Raw genomic sequence first — 15,942 nt, forward strand, 5'->3', positions numbered from 1 at the left:
GCGGTGGTTTCAGTCCGCGGGCAGCAGCACGCCGGGGTTGAGCAGTCCTGCCGGGTCGAGGCGCTGTTTCACGGCGCGCAGCGCGCCGATGCCGAGCGGGCCCGCCTCGCGGACGTACCAGTCGCGGTGGTCGGTGCCGACGCCGTGATGGTGGCTGATGGTTCCGCCGGCGGCGAGGATCGCCTCGTTGGCGGCGTGCTTGGCCCGCATCCAGTGGGCCACCGGGTCCTCGCCCTGGGCGGAGACCACGGTGAAGTAGAGCGAGGCGCCGTTCTCGTAGACGTGGGAGATGTGGCACATCACCAGCGGCGGGGTGCCGGCCTCGGTGAGCGTGCCGGTGAGCGCGTCGCGGACGGCGGTGTAGAGCTTGGGGATGCGGGACCAGAAGGTGGCCGTCTCCAGGGTCTCGGCGAACGCGCCGGCGTCGAGCAGGGAGTCGCGCAGGTAGGGGGCCGAGTAGCGGCCGTGCGCCCAGCGCTCTCCCGGCTCCTCGCCGAGCGGGGTGCCGCCGCACTCGCGCAGCACGGCCGCGGCGCGTTCCCTGCGGTGGGCGGTGTCCTCCGCGGTGCCCTCGTAGCCGGCGACGGCCGTGCAGCCGGCGGACTGCGGGCCCCCGGAGCCGATCGCGTCGGGCTGGGCCAGGCCGACCAGGGTCTCGGTCTCGTCGGACAGGCGAAGGACGGTGGGCCGGGGTCCGTCCTGGGCGAGCCGGCGCAGGGCGGCGGCGCCCTCGTCGAAGGAGGCGAAGCGCCAGCCCTCGTAGACGCGGGTCTCGGGGACGGGCCTGATGCGCACCGTGACCGAGGTGATGATGCCGAAAGCCCCCTCGGAGCCGAGGATCAGCTGGCGCAGGTCGGGTCCCGCGGCGGAGCGCGGTGCGCGGCCGGTGTCCAGGATGCCCTCGGGGGTGGCGAGGGTGAGGGAGAGGACCATCTCGTCGAAGCGGCCGTATCCGGCGGAGGCCTGTCCGCTGGAGCGGGTGGCGGCGAAGCCGCCGATGGTGGCCCACTCGAAGGACTGGGGGAAGTGGCCGAGGGTGAAGCCGTGCTCGGCGAGCAGCGCCTCGGCCTGCGGGGCGCGCAGTCCGGGCTGCAGGGTGGCGGTGCGGGAGACCGGGTCGAGGTCGAGCAGCGCGTCCATCCGCCTGAGGTCCAGGGCGACGAAGGGGCCACGCCGTTCGGGGGCGAGGCCGCCGACGACGGAGGTGCCGCCGCCGAAGGGGACCAGCGGCAGGCGGTGTCCGGCGCAGACGCGCAGAACGGCGACGACCTCGTCGTGCGAGGCGGGCAGCAGCACGGCCGCCGGGATGTCGTCGAGTTCGCCGGCTCGGATGCGCAGCAGATCGGGGGTGGACTTGCCGCGGGTGTGCCGGACGCGCGTCTCCGCGTCGGTGCGCACGTGCTGCTCGCCGCCCAGGGCGTCGGCGAGGGCACGGTGGGCGGCCGGGGGGAGGCCGGAGTCGGGGACGGTCAGCTCCTCGAGGGCGGGCGGCGCGCTCTCGCGGGGCTTGACGCCGAGCAGGTCGCGCAGCAGCCCGGTCACCGTGCCGGGCAGCGGTGTGGCCTTGGCCGGGTCGCCCCAGCCGCTCCACAGCATGTCCATGACTGTCGTCCTCACCGTCGAAAAGAGCGATGCCGTCGCCCGACGGCCTCACGTGGCGTTACACTGTGACACATGACGCCTATTCGTCACAACGGCTCGGACAACGACGCGGTGCTCGACGCGGTGCGCGACGCCGTCCTGGCCGTCGGAGTACGCCGCACCACGCTCACCGACGTGGCCCGCCGCGCCGGGGTCTCCCGGATGACGCTGTACCGGAGATGGCCCGATGTGCGGTCGCTGGTCGGGGACCTGATGACCCGGGAGTGGATCGCGGTGGCCACCGGCGCCATGCCGGAGCGCAGACCGGGGGTGACCACCCGCGCGCTGATCGTGGACGGGCTGGTGGCGGGGGTGCGCGCGTTCCGCGGACACCCGCTCTTCCGCAAGATCGTCGACGTGGACCCCGAACTGCTGCTGCCCTACGTCCTGGACCGGCGCGGCGCGAGCCAGGAGGCCCTGCTGGAGCTGCTGGCCGGTTCGCTGCGCGAGGGACACGACGACGGGTCGGTGCGTGCCGTCCCGGTCCAGCGGCAGGCGCGCTCGGTGCTGCTGATCGTCCAGTCCTACGCCCTGTCCCTGCGGACCATGACCGACGAGGACGACCCCGAGCTCGGCGAAGAGGCCTTCCTCGCGGAGCTGCGCCTCATCCTGGAGAGGACTCTCACCCCATGACCCCCGCCAGTGGCCCGCCCGCCGCCTCCTCCCTGTCCGCCGCACGGCGCGCCCGTGAACTGACCGCGACCGTGGGCGGTCCCGCCGTGGACGTCCTGGTCGTCGGCCTGGGCGCCACCGGCGCCGGGGTCGCTCTGGACGCCGCGGCGCGCGGCCTGAGCGTGGCCGCGATCGACGCGCACGATCTGGCCTTCGGCACCTCCCGGTTCAGCAGCAAGCTGATCCACGGCGGGCTGCGCTACCTCGCCTCCGCCCAGCTCGACGTCGCCCATGAGAGCGCCGTGGAGCGCGGCGTCCTGATGGAGCGCACCGCTCCCCATCTGGTCGCCGCCCAGCCGTTCGTGCTGCCGCTCACCCCTCTGGTCTCCCGCGCGCAGGCGGCGCTGGCGCGGGCCGGTTTCCACGCCGGGGACACGCTGCGCCTGGCGGCCCGCACCGCGCGGGCGACGCTGCCGCCGCCGCGCCGCCTCTCCGCGGTCGAGACCCGGCACCTGGCCCCCGTGGTGCGCGGGGACGGGCTGCGCGGGGGCCTGCTGTCCTGGGACGGCCGCCTCACCGACGACGCCCGCCTGGTGACCGCCGTCGCCCGCACCGCCGCCGCACGCGGGGCGCGCATCCTGACCCGGGTGCGGGCGCTCACCCTGACCGGCACCGGGGCCCGGGTCCGTGACGAACTCACCGGCGAGGAGGGCGAGATCCGCGCCCGTGCGGTGATCAACGCCACCGGTGTCTGGGCGGGCGGCCTGGTCGAGGGCATCCGGATCCGCCCGTCCCGCGGCACCCATCTGGTGCTGCGGCCCGACTGCCTCGGCCCGCTGCCCGCGGGGCTGCACATCCCGATCCCCGGCGAGAGCAACCGCTTCGTCCTGGTGCTGCCGCAGGACGACGGCCGGGTCTACGTCGGACTGACGGACGAGCCGGTCGACGGCGGCATCCCCGATGTGCCCGAGGTTCCCGAGTCCGACATCGGCTTCCTGCTCGACGTGCTGGGCTCGGTGCTGGACGCGCCGGTCCGCCGGGACGACGTGGTGGGTGCGTTCGCCGGGCTGCGCCCGCTGCTCGACACCGGCGGCAGTACGGGCCCGGCGCCGCGGACCGCGGACATCTCCCGGCGGCACGCGGTGCTCACCTCTCCCGACGGGGTGGTCACCGTCGTGGGCGGCAAGCTCACCACCTACCGGCGGATGGCCCAGGACGCGGTGGACACCGCAGTGCGCGAACGCCGGCTGCCCGCCGGGCGGTCGGTCACCGCTTCGCTGCCGCTGGTGGGCGCGGCTGCGCCGCGGACCCTCGCCGCGCTGCCCGCGCCGCGCCGCCTGGTGCGCCGCTACGGCACGGAGGCACCGGCGGTGCACGCCCTCGGCCTGCGCGACGAACGGCTGCGCGAGCCGGTGCTGCCCTCCTACCCGGCGACCGGCGCCGAACTGCTGTGGGCCCTGCGCCACGAGGGCGCGCTCGACACGGCCGACCTGCTGGACCGCCGCACCCGGATCGGCCTGGTGCCGGCCGACCGGGCGCGGGCCCGGGAGACGGTGCGCGAACTCCTCGCGGAGGTCACGGAACTCACGTGAGACCGGTCCCCCGGGGGCCGGCCCGCGGGAGGCCGGTGCCGCGGGGCTGAGGGCCGGCGTCAGCCGGCGTGGACGCCCACCTCCCGCAGCGAGTAGCCCCACTGAGTGCCGCGCTCGAGGAGCTGGATGCGCAGATGGCGGGCCTGTGACGGGGTGAACCGCGCGGTGTCCAGGCCGCCGTCGCCGGCGGCGGTGGACCAGACGGTGCGCCAGTCCGTGCCGTCGTCGGAGAGCTGGATGCGGTACGCCTTGCCGTAGGCGCGCTCCCAGTCGAGGGTGACCCTGCCGACCCGGCGGGTGGCGCCGAGGTCGATCCGCAGCCACTGCCCGTCGCTCCAGTCACTGGCCCAGCGGGTACCCCGGTCGCCGTCCACGGCGCGCCCCGGCGCATAGCTGGTGAACAGGCTCCACTCCGTGGAACTCGCTGTGGCCGCCGCTCCCTCGGCGAGGTTGGCGCCGGCGGTGTGCCGCTGGGTGGCGGCCCAGGTGTCCAGGTAGGACTCGGCGCCCCGGAACAGGTCGTCGACCACGTGCCGGCCGCCCACCCGGCGGATGTCCTCGATCCAGTCGGGCACCAGGCCGTAGTGGGCGGCTCCGTCGGTGTTGAGGTCCCAGGTGCGCTCGCCGGTGGTCTGGCGGTCGAGGACCGAGCCGCCGTCGACGCTGCGGAAGGGGTAGGTGACCGGGTTCGGCGCGTCCTCGCCGCGCGGGGCGGGCCAGCCGCCGACGCCGTTCATGTCGGTGCCGAAGCCGTAGCCCACGCCGTACTTGTCGCGCAGCGCCTCGGTGCGGCCGGCCTCGTCGATGAAGTGCTCGGAGCCGTTCATGTACTGGGTGATGAAGCCGCCCAGGCGGTAGACCCGCTCGGTCCAGTTCTGGTCCATCCAGCTGTGCGAGGAGATCACACCGGGGTAGGACCCGGCCTCGAGGATGTCCAGGACCCGGCCGACGGCCTTGACGCTCATGTGGTCGATCTCGAGCATCATGTGACGCTTCATCATGCCGCGCACCGCGTACTCGCCGAGGTCGGTGAGCCCGCGCACATTGCACTGCGCGTCGGCGGAGTAGCCGGGCACCTCCACACCCGCGGGCAGCTTCTTCTCGGCCTGGGGGGCGGAGGCCAGGCCGATGGGGTTGTCGTGCTGCGGCCCTGTGCACTTCTCGGTGCGCCAGAACGTGCCGGTGGAGAGGAACTGGCCGACGTTGACGGCCGTGCCGAGGCTGCCGGAGTCGAAGCGGACGCCGCACAGCGCGTTGTCGAACTTGTGGCACAGGAACATGCTGCGCACGCCCAGGTCGTACAGCTCGTCCAGGCCGCGGTCGATGTCCGCCTCGCTGCACTGCGGGATGTCCAGGACCTGTTTGCAGCCGAACGGTTCGGACGTCTCGACACCCAGGATCACGGCGAGCTTGCCCTGCTCGACGACCTTGCGGGCCTGGGCGGCGTCGGTGACGATCCGGAACCAGCCCCTTCCCGGGCCGCCGTACATGCGGTCGATGTAGGCCTGCATGTCGTACGTCAGCTTCGCCTGCAGGCGGATCGAGGTCATCTCGTCGCAGCTGCGGTCCTTGAAGAAGTACACCGAGCAGATCACGCCGTTGGTGACCAGGTCGTTGACCAGCACGCGCTGGCCGCCGCGCCAGGCGCGCTCGATCCAGGCGTAGTAGTTCTGCTGGTGCGTCAGGGAGTCATGAGCGGGCCAGTCCTCGAAGGTGGGCCAGCCGACCGGGTCGTGCCGGCCGTCACCGCCGTTGGTGATGAAGTCGAAGACGGCGAGCGAGCCGTCCGGGTAGTGCTCGGGGCAGTCCTTGAGCGCCTCGGCGATGCCCTGCTCGGAGAACGCCTTGCCGCAGATCAGGCGTCCGCCGAAGGCCTCGTTGGACATGATGTGGTTGTGCGCGTCGACAAAGCCGCGCACCTCGCCGCGGGCGTCGGTGCCCTTGAACGGCTCGCCGGTGACCCCGATCCGCGAGTCGGGGGCGGGCCGCGCCACCGGCTCCCACCAGTCACCGTCCGCCGCGGAAGCGGGGGACGGGGCCAGGGCCGCGGCCAGCACGAGAAGGAGCAGCGTCACGACGGCGGCGAGGGGCCGCCGTCCGCGATACGGGAGCCGAGCGATCCTCACTACCCACGTCCCTCCGTCGGCGGGGGCGCCACCACGGTCTTGTCATGACCGGCGCAAAGTACTCGCCGAGGATCGCTACCGGCGCGTAAGGAGTCAAGAGACCGGAACGGACGGATCGCGCCGGCGCAGCGCGATCCGCCCCCGGGAGCGCGGACCAGGAGCGCGCCTTGTCCGCCCGGTGACAAATTCCGGGATGGCGGCGTACGGCGTCACCGCCCCGGCGGCACGCGGCCGGGGCGTGCCGGGCCGTCTCATCACCCGCCGCCGGACTCGTAGTGCAGGGCGATGGACCGCAGGACGTCGGCGGAGGTCATGTCGGTGCGGCCCGCGTCATGAACCTCGGCGAGCTGCACGAAGGCGAAGGTGAGGGCGGAGGCGATCTGGACGATGGCGGGCCCCAGCTCCGCGGTGATGATCTCCGCCACCTCGCGGGCGCTCGCGTCCCCGGGCAGCTGGATGCGCGGCAGCATCTCCTCCAGCAGCTGGGCGACCGCGCCGTTGCTGGTGACGTCGGCCTCCGGGTCCTCCCTCAGACGCCGCCGCATGTCGAGCGCCTCGGTCAGGATGCCGACGGCATGCTGCATGATCTGCTGCTGCTCCATGCGGACAGACTGCCGCATGGACGCCCGGCCCCAGCGGGGTTTCGCGACAACCACCCTTGGACGGCCCCGGCCCCTGGCCCCTGGCCCCGCCGCGCTTCGTCGCGGCTGTGCGGCCGGCCGCACTCCGATGGGCGGACGCCTCTCCGCCGCGGCCGCGATTGGCCGCACTGTCCGATTTCCTACTATCATCCGTTGAGCCCCGAAGAGGGTGATATGCCCACGAAAGCCGTCACCGAGTGTGACCGCGCTCGCCCGGATGAGTGATCCATGTCCCGCACCAGTCCCGCGGACGACGGCGACGAGTTGCTGCACAGACTCGGGACGCTGACCGCCCAGGCGCGCGCGCAGGCCGCGGTGCAGCGCTCCCGCGTGGAGCTGGCCCTGGCGCTGCAGCGGGGCATGCTGCCCCGGGACCTGCCGGTCGCCGAGGGCGTGCGGCTGGCGGTGCGCTACGCGCCCGCGTATCAGGGCCTGAACGTGGGCGGCGACTGGTACGACGCCTTTCTGATGCCGGACGGCCGGATCGGACTGTCCATCGGCGACGTCCAGGGGCACAACATCGAGGCCGCGGCCTTCATGGGCCAGGTGCGGGTCGGACTGCGCGCGCTCGCCTCCGTGAGCAGCGAGCCGGGCGAGCTGCTGTCGCGGACCAACGACCTGCTGCTGTCGCTCGGCTCGACGCTCTTCGCCACCTGCACCTTCATCCGCCTCGACCCCGCCACCGGTGTGCTGGAGAGCGCCCGCGCCGGTCATCTGCCCTGCGTGTGGGCCACCGCGGACGGCAGGGCGGGCATCACCGAGGACGAGGGGGGCCCGCCGCTCGGCATCAGCCGCGGCATGGTCTACCCGGTCACCCGCTACCGGCTCACCACCGGCGGCGTGTTCGTGATGCTCACCGACGGCGTGGTGGAGGGCCCGTCCATGACCCTCGACGAGGGCCTGGAACAGGCGGTGCGGCTCGCGGGCGTGGCGGCCGTCGCCCGGATGGACGCGGACGCGCTCGCCGCCGCAGTGATCAAGGGCGCGGAGCGGGTCGGGCACGACGACGACGCCGCCGTGCTCGTCATCGGGCACGACGGGGTCCGGGCGACTCAGCCATAGGGCCGCAAGTCCCCGCCCTCCGCCTAGCCGACGGCGCGGCCTCGGTGTCTGATGGCATGTGTGGTGGCTAGAGAGGATCTGCGAGGACCGGGCGTCCTCGTGCTCCAGACCCTGGGGGTCGCCGCCTGCTACTACGTGGCCGGGCGGCTGGGGCTGCTGCGCGGCCTGGTCGTCGAGGGCGCCGTGGTCAGCCCGATCTGGCCGCCCACGGGGGTGGCGCTGGCCGCCCTGCTGACCTTCGGCCTGCGCTGCACGCTCGGCATCGCACTCGGCGCGCTGTTCGTGCTGATGTCGATCGACACCCCGCAGCCGCAGTCGGTGATCGTGATCGCGGGCAACACCGCGGCCCCCGTGATCGGGTACCTGCTGCTGCGCAGCCAGCACTTCAAACCCGACCTGGCCCGCCTGCGGGACGGTCTGGCGCTGGTGTTCCTCGGGGCCGTCGCCGCCATGCTGATCAGCTCCACCACCGGCGCGGTGCTGCTGCTGGCGGAGGGCAGCCTCTCCGCCGACAGCTTCTGGTCGGTGTGGCTGGCCTGGTGGGCCGGCGACGCCATGGGTGTCCTGATCGTCACTCCCCTGCTGCTCCTGCTCCGGCGCGCGCACTGGCCCGTGCACCTCTCCCGCTGGAAGGAGGCGCTGCTCCTGGCGGCCGCCACCGCCACACTGGTGCCGGTGGCCACCCACGCCCGCTCGAGCATGCTGTTCGCCATCTATCCGCTGCTCGTCTGGTCGGCGCTGCGCTTCCAGCTGGCCGGCAGCATGCTGTGCGCGCTGTACGCCTCGGTGATGGCGACCATCGCGGCGACGGACCACAGCGGCCCGTTCTCGGTCCTGGACCGGATGGACGTGATGATCAACCTGCTGATCTTCAACGCGGCGGCGGCCCTGACCGCGCTCCTGCTGTCCTCGATGATCAGCGAGCAGCAGCACATGCGGCGTTCCGTGGAGCGCGCCTGCCAGGAGCTGGTGGAGGTCCTCGAACATCTGACGGCGGGCGAGACCGCCTCCAACCGGGCACCGCCGGAGGAGGACGGCCGGCGGCGCGGCGAGGAGCTGTGACGGCGGGGCCCTGGCCCCGGGCCGCCGCGCGGCACAGTGCTGCTCACCGCCGCGGCGCGGCATGGCGCGGCTGGCCTCACTTCTTCCACGACTGGGCGTCTCACTTCTGCAGCGACTGGGCGTCACCCATCACGATCACCGGACGGCGGGCCGGGTCCAGCGCGCGCAGAAGCTCCTTCATGTGCTCCTCGGAGAGGCTCACGCACCCCTGGGTGGGCCCCTCGTGATCGACGTGCAGCCAGATGCCGCCGCCCTTCTCCTCGCCGAGCGGCCGGGTCGGATCGAGCGGGGAGGTGCCGGGCACCCGGTTGTAGTCGATGGCGATGACATGGTCGAAGGCCCCTTCCAGGGACTCCCCCGCCAGTCCGGGACCGCTGATGCCGAAGCCCTCGTCCTGGTAGTACGGCAGCCGGGTGCCGGGATCGGGCAGCAGCCCGCCGGCGTCGGTGAGGGTGAAGACGCCGATGGGCGAGCGCAGGTCGCCGAGCACGTGGTTCTCGGTCCAGCCCTTCTGCGCGTTGCGAGCCGGCCAGGGCGTGCCCGCCCGCCATCCGGCCGGTGTGCGCGAGTACAGCACGACCTCGGAGCGGTTGGCGTCCCGGGCCCGGCCGGTGACCACCACGACCTGGCGGCTGCTGTCGGGGATCTGCGCCCGGGTGCGCGGGCCGAGACCGGGCAGCGCAGCGGGGGCATCGGCGGGGGGCTCCGTCCTGCCCTCGGTGGCGCTCGCCGTGCCGGGTGCGCCCTGCGGGGACAGCAGGCTCTGCGCGGAGGGGGTGCTGCGGGGGGCGGGGGCGCCGCCGTGGGCCGGGGCGCCGCCCGCCGGTGAGGCGGGCGGGCGGCCGTCCCGTGCGGGGTTCTCCGCGAGCGCCGCGCAGCCGGTGAGCGCCACGGTCATCAGCAGTGCCACGGCCGGCCGCGGCAGGCGGGGGATGGGCCGGGGGAAGGCGGGCCACGGGTCACGCCGGGAGGAGCGGCTCCCCCGGTGCGGGTGGTCGGTCGATGAAGCCATGCGCTCAGCCTGACTTCGGTGACGGTGAAACCCGCTCGCGCGGCGCGCGAGTCCGGGCAAGGTCCCCCATCTGCGCGCTCGGTGTCCCGGCCCGGCCCCCTTGCGCGGCGCGTCGCCTCGGCCGTTCGTGCGACGGCTCGTCCCCCGGGTGGAGCTGGCTGCCGCCGCGGGCCGGGGGCCGGGGACCGGGGCTCGTGCGGACGGCCGTGAACTCCCTTGCGTACGCGCGTTCGCGGGCTCTGCGTTCCTGCGGCGGGCGGGGAACGGCGTGGGCGGCGCAGCCGTACGATGACTGGCCACCAGGCAACCTACGAGAAGGGGCACCGTCATGTCCGACAACGCGGCCTCCGTCACGGACCTCACCTCGCAGTACACCGCACAGGTGACGGGTGACCTGGAGCGCAACGTCAAGGAGCAGGAGCGCGTCGAGGCCGAGATCGCCGCGCTGCAGGAGCAGTTGGCCACGCTGCGGCGCGATCACGCCGTTCTGGTGAACATGCGTCAGGCACTGGAGTCGGCGGCGCAGCGGACGGAGACCGACGGGGGTGGCGAGCGCGGCGGGACGTCCGGGGAACCCGCCGGCGCCGGGGAGCGGACCGCCGGGCGGGACTCGCGGACGCGGGGCGCGAAGGTCCCCGCTCCCCGTGGAGGGAGCGGCGCCAAGGCGGGCGCCGGCGAGCCGAAGCGCGCGAAGAAGGCGTCCGCGGGTGCGCCTGCCGCCGCGAAGAAGCCCGCGCGCAGGTCCACCAGGCCCGCGGCGGAGGCGAAGGGCAGGGCGCAGGCCATCTCCGGGGCGGAAGCCGGTGCCGGGAAGGGGACGGCGGGCAAGGCCGGAGGTCCCCGGCTGGTGGATCTCGTACGGGAGCACCTGGCGGAGCAGAAGGAGCCGCGTTCGGCGGCGGAGATCGCCACCGCCCTCGGTCAGGCGCACCCCGGGCGTTCGGTCAAGACGACGGTGGTGCGCAACACCCTCGAGGCTCTCGTCGCCCGGAACCAGGCCCAGCGCAGCAAGCAGGGCACCTCGGTCTTCTACACCGCGCCCGAGACCGGTTCCGTTCCGGGGAGGGCGGGCGAGGAAGCCTCGGCGTCCTCCTGACACACGCTCAGGAGCCGTCCGGCGCACCGGAGTCCGGCCTGCGGATCTGCATGCCGGGGCGGCGGCGGTGGACGGTGAGATACGTCAGCCCCTCGGGGCCCGCGGTGAGGCTGCGGGTGGAGCCGTGCGGGAGCCAGGTGAGGGTGCCCCGCTGCAGGGTGCGGGTGCCGTCGGGGGCGGTGAGCGTGCCGCTGCCGGCGAGGACCAGGTGCAGCACGTCGAGGTCGGGCTCACGGTGGGTGCCGACCTGCTGTCCGGGCGGCAGACGCACCACGTTGGCGTCGAGCTGGCGGCCGGACTCGGCGAGCCGCCAGAGCGCACCGGCGGGGGCGTCGTCGAGGGCCGCCAGGGCGGCGGTGTCGCACAGGATCTTCGGAAGCGGCGCGTCCTTCGGGGGGTGACCCGAGGTCGTGCCGTCCGTCGCGGACGGGCCGGGGGTGTGACCGTCCGCGCCGGAGGGCCGACCGGGGGTGTCGTCGCCTGCTGCCGTCATCCGGTGTCACCGTCCTTGAAGCCTGAACACGCCGGTCGCGGGCCGGACGCCGGCGGTCCGGGCCGGCCGCGGCCCGGACGGGAAGTTAGCACGGGCGCCGGGGCGGGGCCCGTCCGTCGGCCGCGCCCCCGGCAGTGGCACGCTCGACGGGATGCTACGGCGTCAGCGGCCAGCCCAGAGGGTGCACCTGGGAGACGGGCGGTTCGCCGCCGGCCTCGTTGAAGGCCGTGAGGGCCTCGATCAGGGCGGCGCGCTGGCGGGGCTCCAGGCGCTCCACGATCGCGGAGATCTCCGCCCGGCGCCGCGCGGTGACGTGCTCGACGATGCGGCGGCCCTCCCCGGTGAGGCTCAGCAGGGTCTCGCGGCGGTTGGCCGGGTTGGTCTGCCGGGCGGCGAGCCCGGCGGCGATCAGCCTGTCGACCATGCGCATCGCGGTGGACGGGGCGACCTGGAGCTGCTCGGCGAGCGCCACGAGCTTGGTGTCGCCACGGGTGTGGAGCACCATCAGCATGCGGAACTGGGGCAGCGTCACCCGCTCCTCGACGGCCGCGAGCGACCGCGCCGACACCGCGACCAGCAGCCGCGAGGCGGTGAGGAACGCCCGCGTGACCGCCTCGGCGTCGTCCGTGGCCCCGGCGGGGCTCTCGCGCGGCTCCATTCCTCCTTTGTACCGCTCCCGTGCGCCCCGGTCCCGCGCGGGGCGCACACCGGGCCGCCGAGTCGGCCTCTGCCCCGCCGGCGCGGTCACCGGGGGAAACCCGTGTCGCCGCCGCTGCCGTGGGCGCGGTAGCGCAGCAGGAGCATGGCGGCGTCGTCGCCGGGCGGGCCGCCCGCGTGCCGGACCAGGTCCTCGCGCAGTGCCTCCAGTGCGCGGTGCACGTCGGGTTCCTTGAGCAGCTGGGTGCGCTCGGCCAGCGGATAGAAGCGCCCGTCCCGGTCGCGGGCCTCGGTGACACCGTCGGTGTACAGCAGCAGTTGGTCGCCCGGTGTGAAGGCGACCCGGTAGGGGCGGGGGCCTTCGGCGCCGTGCGCGGAGAGGCCGAGCGGCAGCGCGTACGCGGGCGGTTCGGGGAACTGTGCGCTGCCGTCCCGCCGTACCAGCAGGGGCGCGGGATGGCCGTAGTCGAGGAGGACGACCTCATGGTCGCCTCGGATCTCGGCGAGGATCGCGGTGACGAACCGCTCCCCCTGCAGCTCGCGGGCGACGCTGCGTTCCACCCGCTCGCCGAGGCCGACGAGACCGGGCTCGTCGTAGGCGGCCTCCCGGAAGGCGCCGAGGACCACGGCGGCGGTCTCCACCGCGGCCAGGCCCTTGCCCTGCACGTCGCCGACGATGACCCGCACGCCGAGCGGCGAGGCGACCACCTCGTACAGGTCGCCGCCGATCCGGGCCTCGGCGACGGCGGAGGTGTACGACACCGCCAGCTGGAGCGGGCCCGCGGTCAGCGGCACCGGGCGCAGCAGCACCCGCTGGGCGACCTCCGCGATGGACCGCACGCTGGCCAGCTCGGTCTCCCGGCGGGAGCGCATCACGGCCGCGGCGACGCCGACGCCGGTGACACCGGCGACCGAGGCCATGGCCGCGTAGCCGCGCCGTTCGGCGAACAGCCCGTTGTACAGGCCCAGCGCGGTGCACAGCAGCAGGGCCAGCACGCCGATCAGGGCGGTGCGGCGCCAGCTTCCGACGAGTCCGGCGAAGGCGGGTCCGAGCGAGACCAGCGGCAGCAGCCCGACGCCGGGACCGGCCGACACGTCCATGACCGCGATCACGGCCATCACCGCGAGCGGCATCCAGGCCAGAACCTTCTGACTCGGTGTCGGATTCCTGTCGGTCAATGCTGCTCCAGCGGTGTCCGGGCGCTCGAGAGCCGTCCCTTTCCTCCACAGACGCCCCTCCCGCCTTGAGACTATGCAAAGATCCGGTCACCCCGAGCGGTCGCGCGGGGCACCTTTATGGAATCGAGGCCGGTGTCCGATGACGTCCGCGGTGTCCGGCGGCGTCCCGGGTCCGCCGCACGCACGACGCCCCGGACAGGGGTCTGTCCGGGGCGCCCGTCCCGCGGCAGCCGCTTCTTTCGTATGCCGCGGTGTCTGTGACGTGACCACAGTGGCACGTGGGACCCGTGGTGCGAAGCGGAGTCGGGTGCGACGTCAGCCACTCGTAAGGGGCGGGCCCGCCACTCGTGAGGGAAACCGGCCGCAGAGGAAGCTGGCGGGGGACACCGGCCGCACAGGGGGCCGGGGGCGGGCACTGTGGTCCGGCGTCTTGGCACTGTGCCATGATCCTGGCGAACACCGGCACGAGAGGGGAAGGAACGGACGTGACCGCGCAGCGGCCGGAGGAGGGCGGGACGCCTGAACCGCCAGGCGGCGGCCCCTTGCTGCCGGACGACGTCTGGCAGCGGTTCCTCGACGACGACGAACGTGCCATCCGGGCCTCGGCGCCCAGGGAACCCTCCGCGCGTCAGCGGGCGGAGGGAGAGCGCACCCGGCCCCCTCGGGCCGGCGCGTCCGGCCGGACGGCCGGGGACGCCGTCGGTGAGATGTGGCGTCCCGAGGACCCGTGGGACGCCCCGTCCTGGCGGAATCTGGACGGCCGTGCCCGGCTGCGCCGCGTCGGCCGGTTCGCCGGTACCGCCGCCGCGATCGCGCTGGTGCTGATGGCCTGGTCGCGGCTGGCCACCACGGCGGACGGCACGCCGCAGGGCCCCGGCGACACGGTGCTGCAGCAGTCGGAGGAGGTGCCCGCGGAACTGCCGGCGGCCACCTCCCGGCCGGCGGACTCGCTCGCCCCGTCGCCTTCCTCGGCCACCACGTCCGCCGTGCAGGCCGGCTGACCTCCGGCCGCCGGGCGGGCCAGCGGCGCCGCCCGGCCCGCCCGGCGGTGGCTCAGCCGCCCAGCGCGGTGAGGACGACCGACTTGGCCTCCTCCTGCACCTGGCGCAGGTGGCCGGCGCCGCGGAACGACTCGGCGTAGATCTTGTAGACGTCCTCGGTGCCCGAGGGGCGGGCCGCGAACCAGGCGCTGTCGGTGGTGACCTTGATGCCGCCGATGGACGCGCCGTTGCCGGGGGCCTCGGTGAGCACCGAGGTGACCGGGTCGCCTGCGAGGGTGTCGGCGGTGACCTGGGCGGGCGACAGCTTGGCGAGCTTCGCCTTCTCCTCCCGGGTGGCGGGTGCGTCGATGCGCTCGTAGGCGGGCGAGCCGAAGCGGGCGGTGAGGGCGGCGTAGTGCTCCGAGGGGGTCTTGCCGGTGACGGCGGTGATCTCGGAGGCGAGCAGCGCGAGGATGATGCCGTCCTTGTCGGTGGTCCACACCGAGCCGTCGCGGCGCAGGAAGGACGCGCCGGCGGACTCCTCGCCGCCGAAGCCGAGGGAGCCGTCCATCAGCCCGTCCACGAACCACTTGAACCCGACCGGCACCTCGACGAGCCGGCGTCCCAGGTCGGCGGCGACCCGGTCGATCATCGCGGAGGAGACCAGGGTCTTGCCGACGCCGGCCGCCGCCGGCCACTGCTCGCGGTGGGCGTAGAGGTAGTTGATGGCCGTGGCGAGGTAGTGGTTGGGGTTCATCAGGCCGGCGTCGGGGGTGACGATGCCGTGCCGGTCGGCGTCGGCGTCGTTGCCGGTGGCGATCCGGAAGCGGTCGCGCTGCCCGATGAGCGAGGCCATGGCGTGCGGGGAGGAGCAGTCCATGCGGATCTTGCCGTCCCAGTCCAGCGTCATGAACCGCCAGGTGGGGTCGGTGAGCGGGTTGACCACGGTGAGGTCGATGCGGTGCTGCTCGGCGATCCGGCCCCAGTAGGCGACGGACGCGCCGCCGAGCGGGTCGGCGCCGATGCGCACGCCGGCCGAGCGGATGGCGTCCAGGTCGAGCACGCTCGGCAGGTCGTCGACATAGCGGCCCAGGAAGTCGTAGCGACCGGTGGTCTCCGCGGCCAGGGCGCGGGCGTAGGGGATGCGGCGGACGTCCTTCAGGCCGCCGCGGATGATGTCGTTGGCTCGGTCCTGGATCCAGGAGGTGGCGTCCGAGCCCGCGGGGCCGCCGCTCGGCGGGTTGTACTTGAACCCGCCGTCCGCGGGCGGGTTGTGGGAAGGGGTGACGACCACGCCGTCCGCGAGGCCCGAGGTGCGGCCGCGGTTGTGGGTGAGGATCGCATGCGAGACCGCCGGGGTGGGCGTGTAGCCGTCGGACTCGTCGACGAGCACCGTGACGCCGTTGGCGGCGAACACCTCCAGCGCGGTCACCCGGGCGGGTTCGGAGAGCGCGTGGGTGTCGGCGCCGAGGAACAGCGGGCCGTCGGTGCCCTGCTGGGCGCGGTACTCACAGATGGCCTGGCTGGTCGCCGCGATGTGGTCCTCGTTGAACGCGGCCGCCAGGGACGAGCCACGGTGTCCCGACGTCCCGAACGTGACGCGCTGGCCGGGGTCCTCCGGGTCGGGGTGCAAGGCGTAGTACGCCGTGACCAGCCGAGCGACGTCGACGAGATCCTCGGGACCGGCCGGGCCGCCCGCTCGCTCGTGCTGCATGTGCCCACTCCTCCGCATGGGTCGATACTTCTCCTGCGGAGACATCTTTCCTTGTCAGGGACGTTTCGCGCGAGC

Annotated in this window: 14 protein-coding genes; 6 read left to right on the forward strand and 8 right to left on the reverse strand. The window is 74.0% G+C overall.

All coding sequences use genetic code 11. The annotated features are described in order from the left end of the window. Positions 1-9: 9 nt before the first annotated feature. Positions 10-1,602, reverse strand: coding sequence for an FAD-binding oxidoreductase (locus HCJ93_RS06045; protein WP_167991766.1), 1,593 nt, complete (start codon positions 1,600-1,602; stop codon positions 10-12). Positions 1,603-1,674: 72 nt separating this feature from the next. Here HCJ93_RS06045 and HCJ93_RS06050 point away from each other — a divergent pair, with 72 nt between their 5' ends. Together HCJ93_RS06050 and HCJ93_RS06055 are read left to right on the forward strand one after the other, a co-directional pair. Continuing rightward, positions 1,675-2,274 carry a TetR/AcrR family transcriptional regulator gene (locus HCJ93_RS06050; RefSeq protein ID WP_167991768.1) on the forward strand — a complete coding sequence of 200 codons (600 nt, stop codon included), beginning with the start codon at positions 1,675-1,677 and terminating at the stop codon, positions 2,272-2,274. Continuing rightward, the gene (locus HCJ93_RS06055) at positions 2,271-3,845 is read left to right on the forward strand and encodes a glycerol-3-phosphate dehydrogenase/oxidase (protein WP_167991769.1); all 1,575 of its coding nucleotides are present in this window, start codon (positions 2,271-2,273) and stop codon (positions 3,843-3,845) included. Before HCJ93_RS06050 ends, HCJ93_RS06055 begins: the two co-directional genes overlap by 4 nt. Before the next feature lie 59 nt (positions 3,846-3,904). Here HCJ93_RS06055 and HCJ93_RS06060 read toward each other — a convergent pair whose 3' ends face one another. Both HCJ93_RS06060 and HCJ93_RS06065 read right to left on the reverse strand, forming a co-directional pair. Next, positions 3,905-5,920 carry a discoidin domain-containing protein gene (locus HCJ93_RS06060; protein ID WP_309141320.1) on the reverse strand — a complete coding sequence of 672 codons (2,016 nt, stop codon included), beginning with the start codon at positions 5,918-5,920 and terminating at the stop codon, positions 3,905-3,907. A 305-nt stretch (positions 5,921-6,225) separates the two neighbouring features. Next, on the reverse strand, positions 6,226-6,573 hold the full coding sequence (locus tag HCJ93_RS06065) for a hypothetical protein (protein WP_167991771.1): 348 nt from the start codon (positions 6,571-6,573) through the stop codon (positions 6,226-6,228). A gap of 267 nt (positions 6,574-6,840) precedes the next feature. On the opposite strand from HCJ93_RS06065, the gene HCJ93_RS06070 reads away from it, so the two are divergent. Together HCJ93_RS06070 and HCJ93_RS06075 are read left to right on the forward strand one after the other, a co-directional pair. Then, a complete protein-coding gene (locus HCJ93_RS06070) occupies positions 6,841-7,674 on the forward strand; it encodes a PP2C family protein-serine/threonine phosphatase (RefSeq protein ID WP_167991773.1) in 834 nt (277 codons plus the stop codon). Between the two features lie 51 nt (positions 7,675-7,725). Then, positions 7,726-8,736 carry an MASE1 domain-containing protein gene (locus HCJ93_RS06075; RefSeq protein WP_206317016.1) on the forward strand — a complete coding sequence of 337 codons (1,011 nt, stop codon included), beginning with the start codon at positions 7,726-7,728 and terminating at the stop codon, positions 8,734-8,736. 100 nt (positions 8,737-8,836) lie between these two features. On the opposite strand, the gene HCJ93_RS06080 is transcribed toward HCJ93_RS06075, so the two are convergent. Then, on the reverse strand, positions 8,837-9,748 hold the full coding sequence (locus HCJ93_RS06080) for a L,D-transpeptidase family protein (protein WP_167991776.1): 912 nt from the start codon (positions 9,746-9,748) through the stop codon (positions 8,837-8,839). A 328-nt stretch (positions 9,749-10,076) separates the two neighbouring features. Between HCJ93_RS06080 and HCJ93_RS06085 the strand changes: the two genes are divergently transcribed. Beyond that, positions 10,077-10,844, forward strand: coding sequence for a hypothetical protein (locus tag HCJ93_RS06085; RefSeq protein WP_167991783.1), 768 nt, complete (start codon positions 10,077-10,079; stop codon positions 10,842-10,844). 7 nt (positions 10,845-10,851) lie between these two features. Here HCJ93_RS06085 and HCJ93_RS06090 read toward each other — a convergent pair whose 3' ends face one another. The 3 genes from HCJ93_RS06090 to HCJ93_RS06100 all read right to left on the reverse strand — a co-directional run bounded on the left by HCJ93_RS06090 (position 10,852) and on the right by HCJ93_RS06100 (position 13,128). Beyond that, the gene (locus tag HCJ93_RS06090) at positions 10,852-11,337 is read right to left on the reverse strand and encodes a cupin domain-containing protein (RefSeq protein WP_167991784.1); all 486 of its coding nucleotides are present in this window, start codon (positions 11,335-11,337) and stop codon (positions 10,852-10,854) included. A 154-nt stretch (positions 11,338-11,491) separates the two neighbouring features. After that, a complete protein-coding gene (locus tag HCJ93_RS06095) occupies positions 11,492-11,995 on the reverse strand; it encodes a MarR family winged helix-turn-helix transcriptional regulator (RefSeq protein ID WP_167991786.1) in 504 nt (167 codons plus the stop codon). An 86-nt stretch (positions 11,996-12,081) separates the two neighbouring features. Further along, complete coding sequence (locus tag HCJ93_RS06100; protein ID WP_167991788.1) at positions 12,082-13,128, reverse strand: PP2C family protein-serine/threonine phosphatase; 1,047 nt, start codon at positions 13,126-13,128, stop codon at positions 12,082-12,084. 530 nt (positions 13,129-13,658) lie between these two features. On the opposite strand from HCJ93_RS06100, the gene HCJ93_RS06105 reads away from it, so the two are divergent. After that, positions 13,659-14,174 (forward strand): hypothetical protein, encoded by a 516-nt coding sequence (locus tag HCJ93_RS06105; protein WP_167991790.1) that lies wholly within the window; start codon positions 13,659-13,661, stop codon positions 14,172-14,174. Positions 14,175-14,226: 52 nt separating this feature from the next. On the opposite strand, the gene pgm is transcribed toward HCJ93_RS06105, so the two are convergent. Continuing rightward, positions 14,227-15,867 (reverse strand): phosphoglucomutase (alpha-D-glucose-1,6-bisphosphate-dependent), encoded by a 1,641-nt coding sequence (pgm, locus tag HCJ93_RS06110; protein WP_167991791.1) that lies wholly within the window; start codon positions 15,865-15,867, stop codon positions 14,227-14,229. Positions 15,868-15,942: the final 75 nt, after the last annotated feature.

It is taken from the genome of Streptomyces composti (genome assembly GCF_012034205.1).
Classification (GTDB): Bacteria; Actinomycetota; Actinomycetes; order Streptomycetales; family Streptomycetaceae; genus Streptomyces; species Streptomyces composti.

Coding starts and splice junctions, on each gene's coding strand:
- HCJ93_RS06080 (WP_167991776.1), bottom strand. CDS start 9,748: ATGGCTTCATCGACCGACCACCCGCACCGGGGGAGCCGCTCCTCCCGG.
- HCJ93_RS06095 (WP_167991786.1), bottom strand. CDS start 11,995: ATGGAGCCGCGCGAGAGCCCCGCCGGGGCCACGGACGACGCCGAGGCG.
- pgm (WP_167991791.1), bottom strand. CDS start 15,867: ATGCAGCACGAGCGAGCGGGCGGCCCGGCCGGTCCCGAGGATCTCGTC.
- HCJ93_RS06045 (WP_167991766.1), bottom strand. CDS start 1,602: ATGGACATGCTGTGGAGCGGCTGGGGCGACCCGGCCAAGGCCACACCG.
- HCJ93_RS06070 (WP_167991773.1), top strand. CDS start 6,841: ATGTCCCGCACCAGTCCCGCGGACGACGGCGACGAGTTGCTGCACAGA.
- HCJ93_RS06100 (WP_167991788.1), bottom strand. CDS start 13,128: ATGCCGCTCGCGGTGATGGCCGTGATCGCGGTCATGGACGTGTCGGCC.
- HCJ93_RS06050 (WP_167991768.1), top strand. CDS start 1,675: ATGACGCCTATTCGTCACAACGGCTCGGACAACGACGCGGTGCTCGAC.
- HCJ93_RS06075 (WP_206317016.1), top strand. CDS start 7,726: ATGGCATGTGTGGTGGCTAGAGAGGATCTGCGAGGACCGGGCGTCCTC.
- HCJ93_RS06065 (WP_167991771.1), bottom strand. CDS start 6,573: ATGGAGCAGCAGCAGATCATGCAGCATGCCGTCGGCATCCTGACCGAG.
- HCJ93_RS06055 (WP_167991769.1), top strand. CDS start 2,271: ATGACCCCCGCCAGTGGCCCGCCCGCCGCCTCCTCCCTGTCCGCCGCA.
- HCJ93_RS06090 (WP_167991784.1), bottom strand. CDS start 11,337: ATGACGGCAGCAGGCGACGACACCCCCGGTCGGCCCTCCGGCGCGGAC.
- HCJ93_RS06085 (WP_167991783.1), top strand. CDS start 10,077: ATGTCCGACAACGCGGCCTCCGTCACGGACCTCACCTCGCAGTACACC.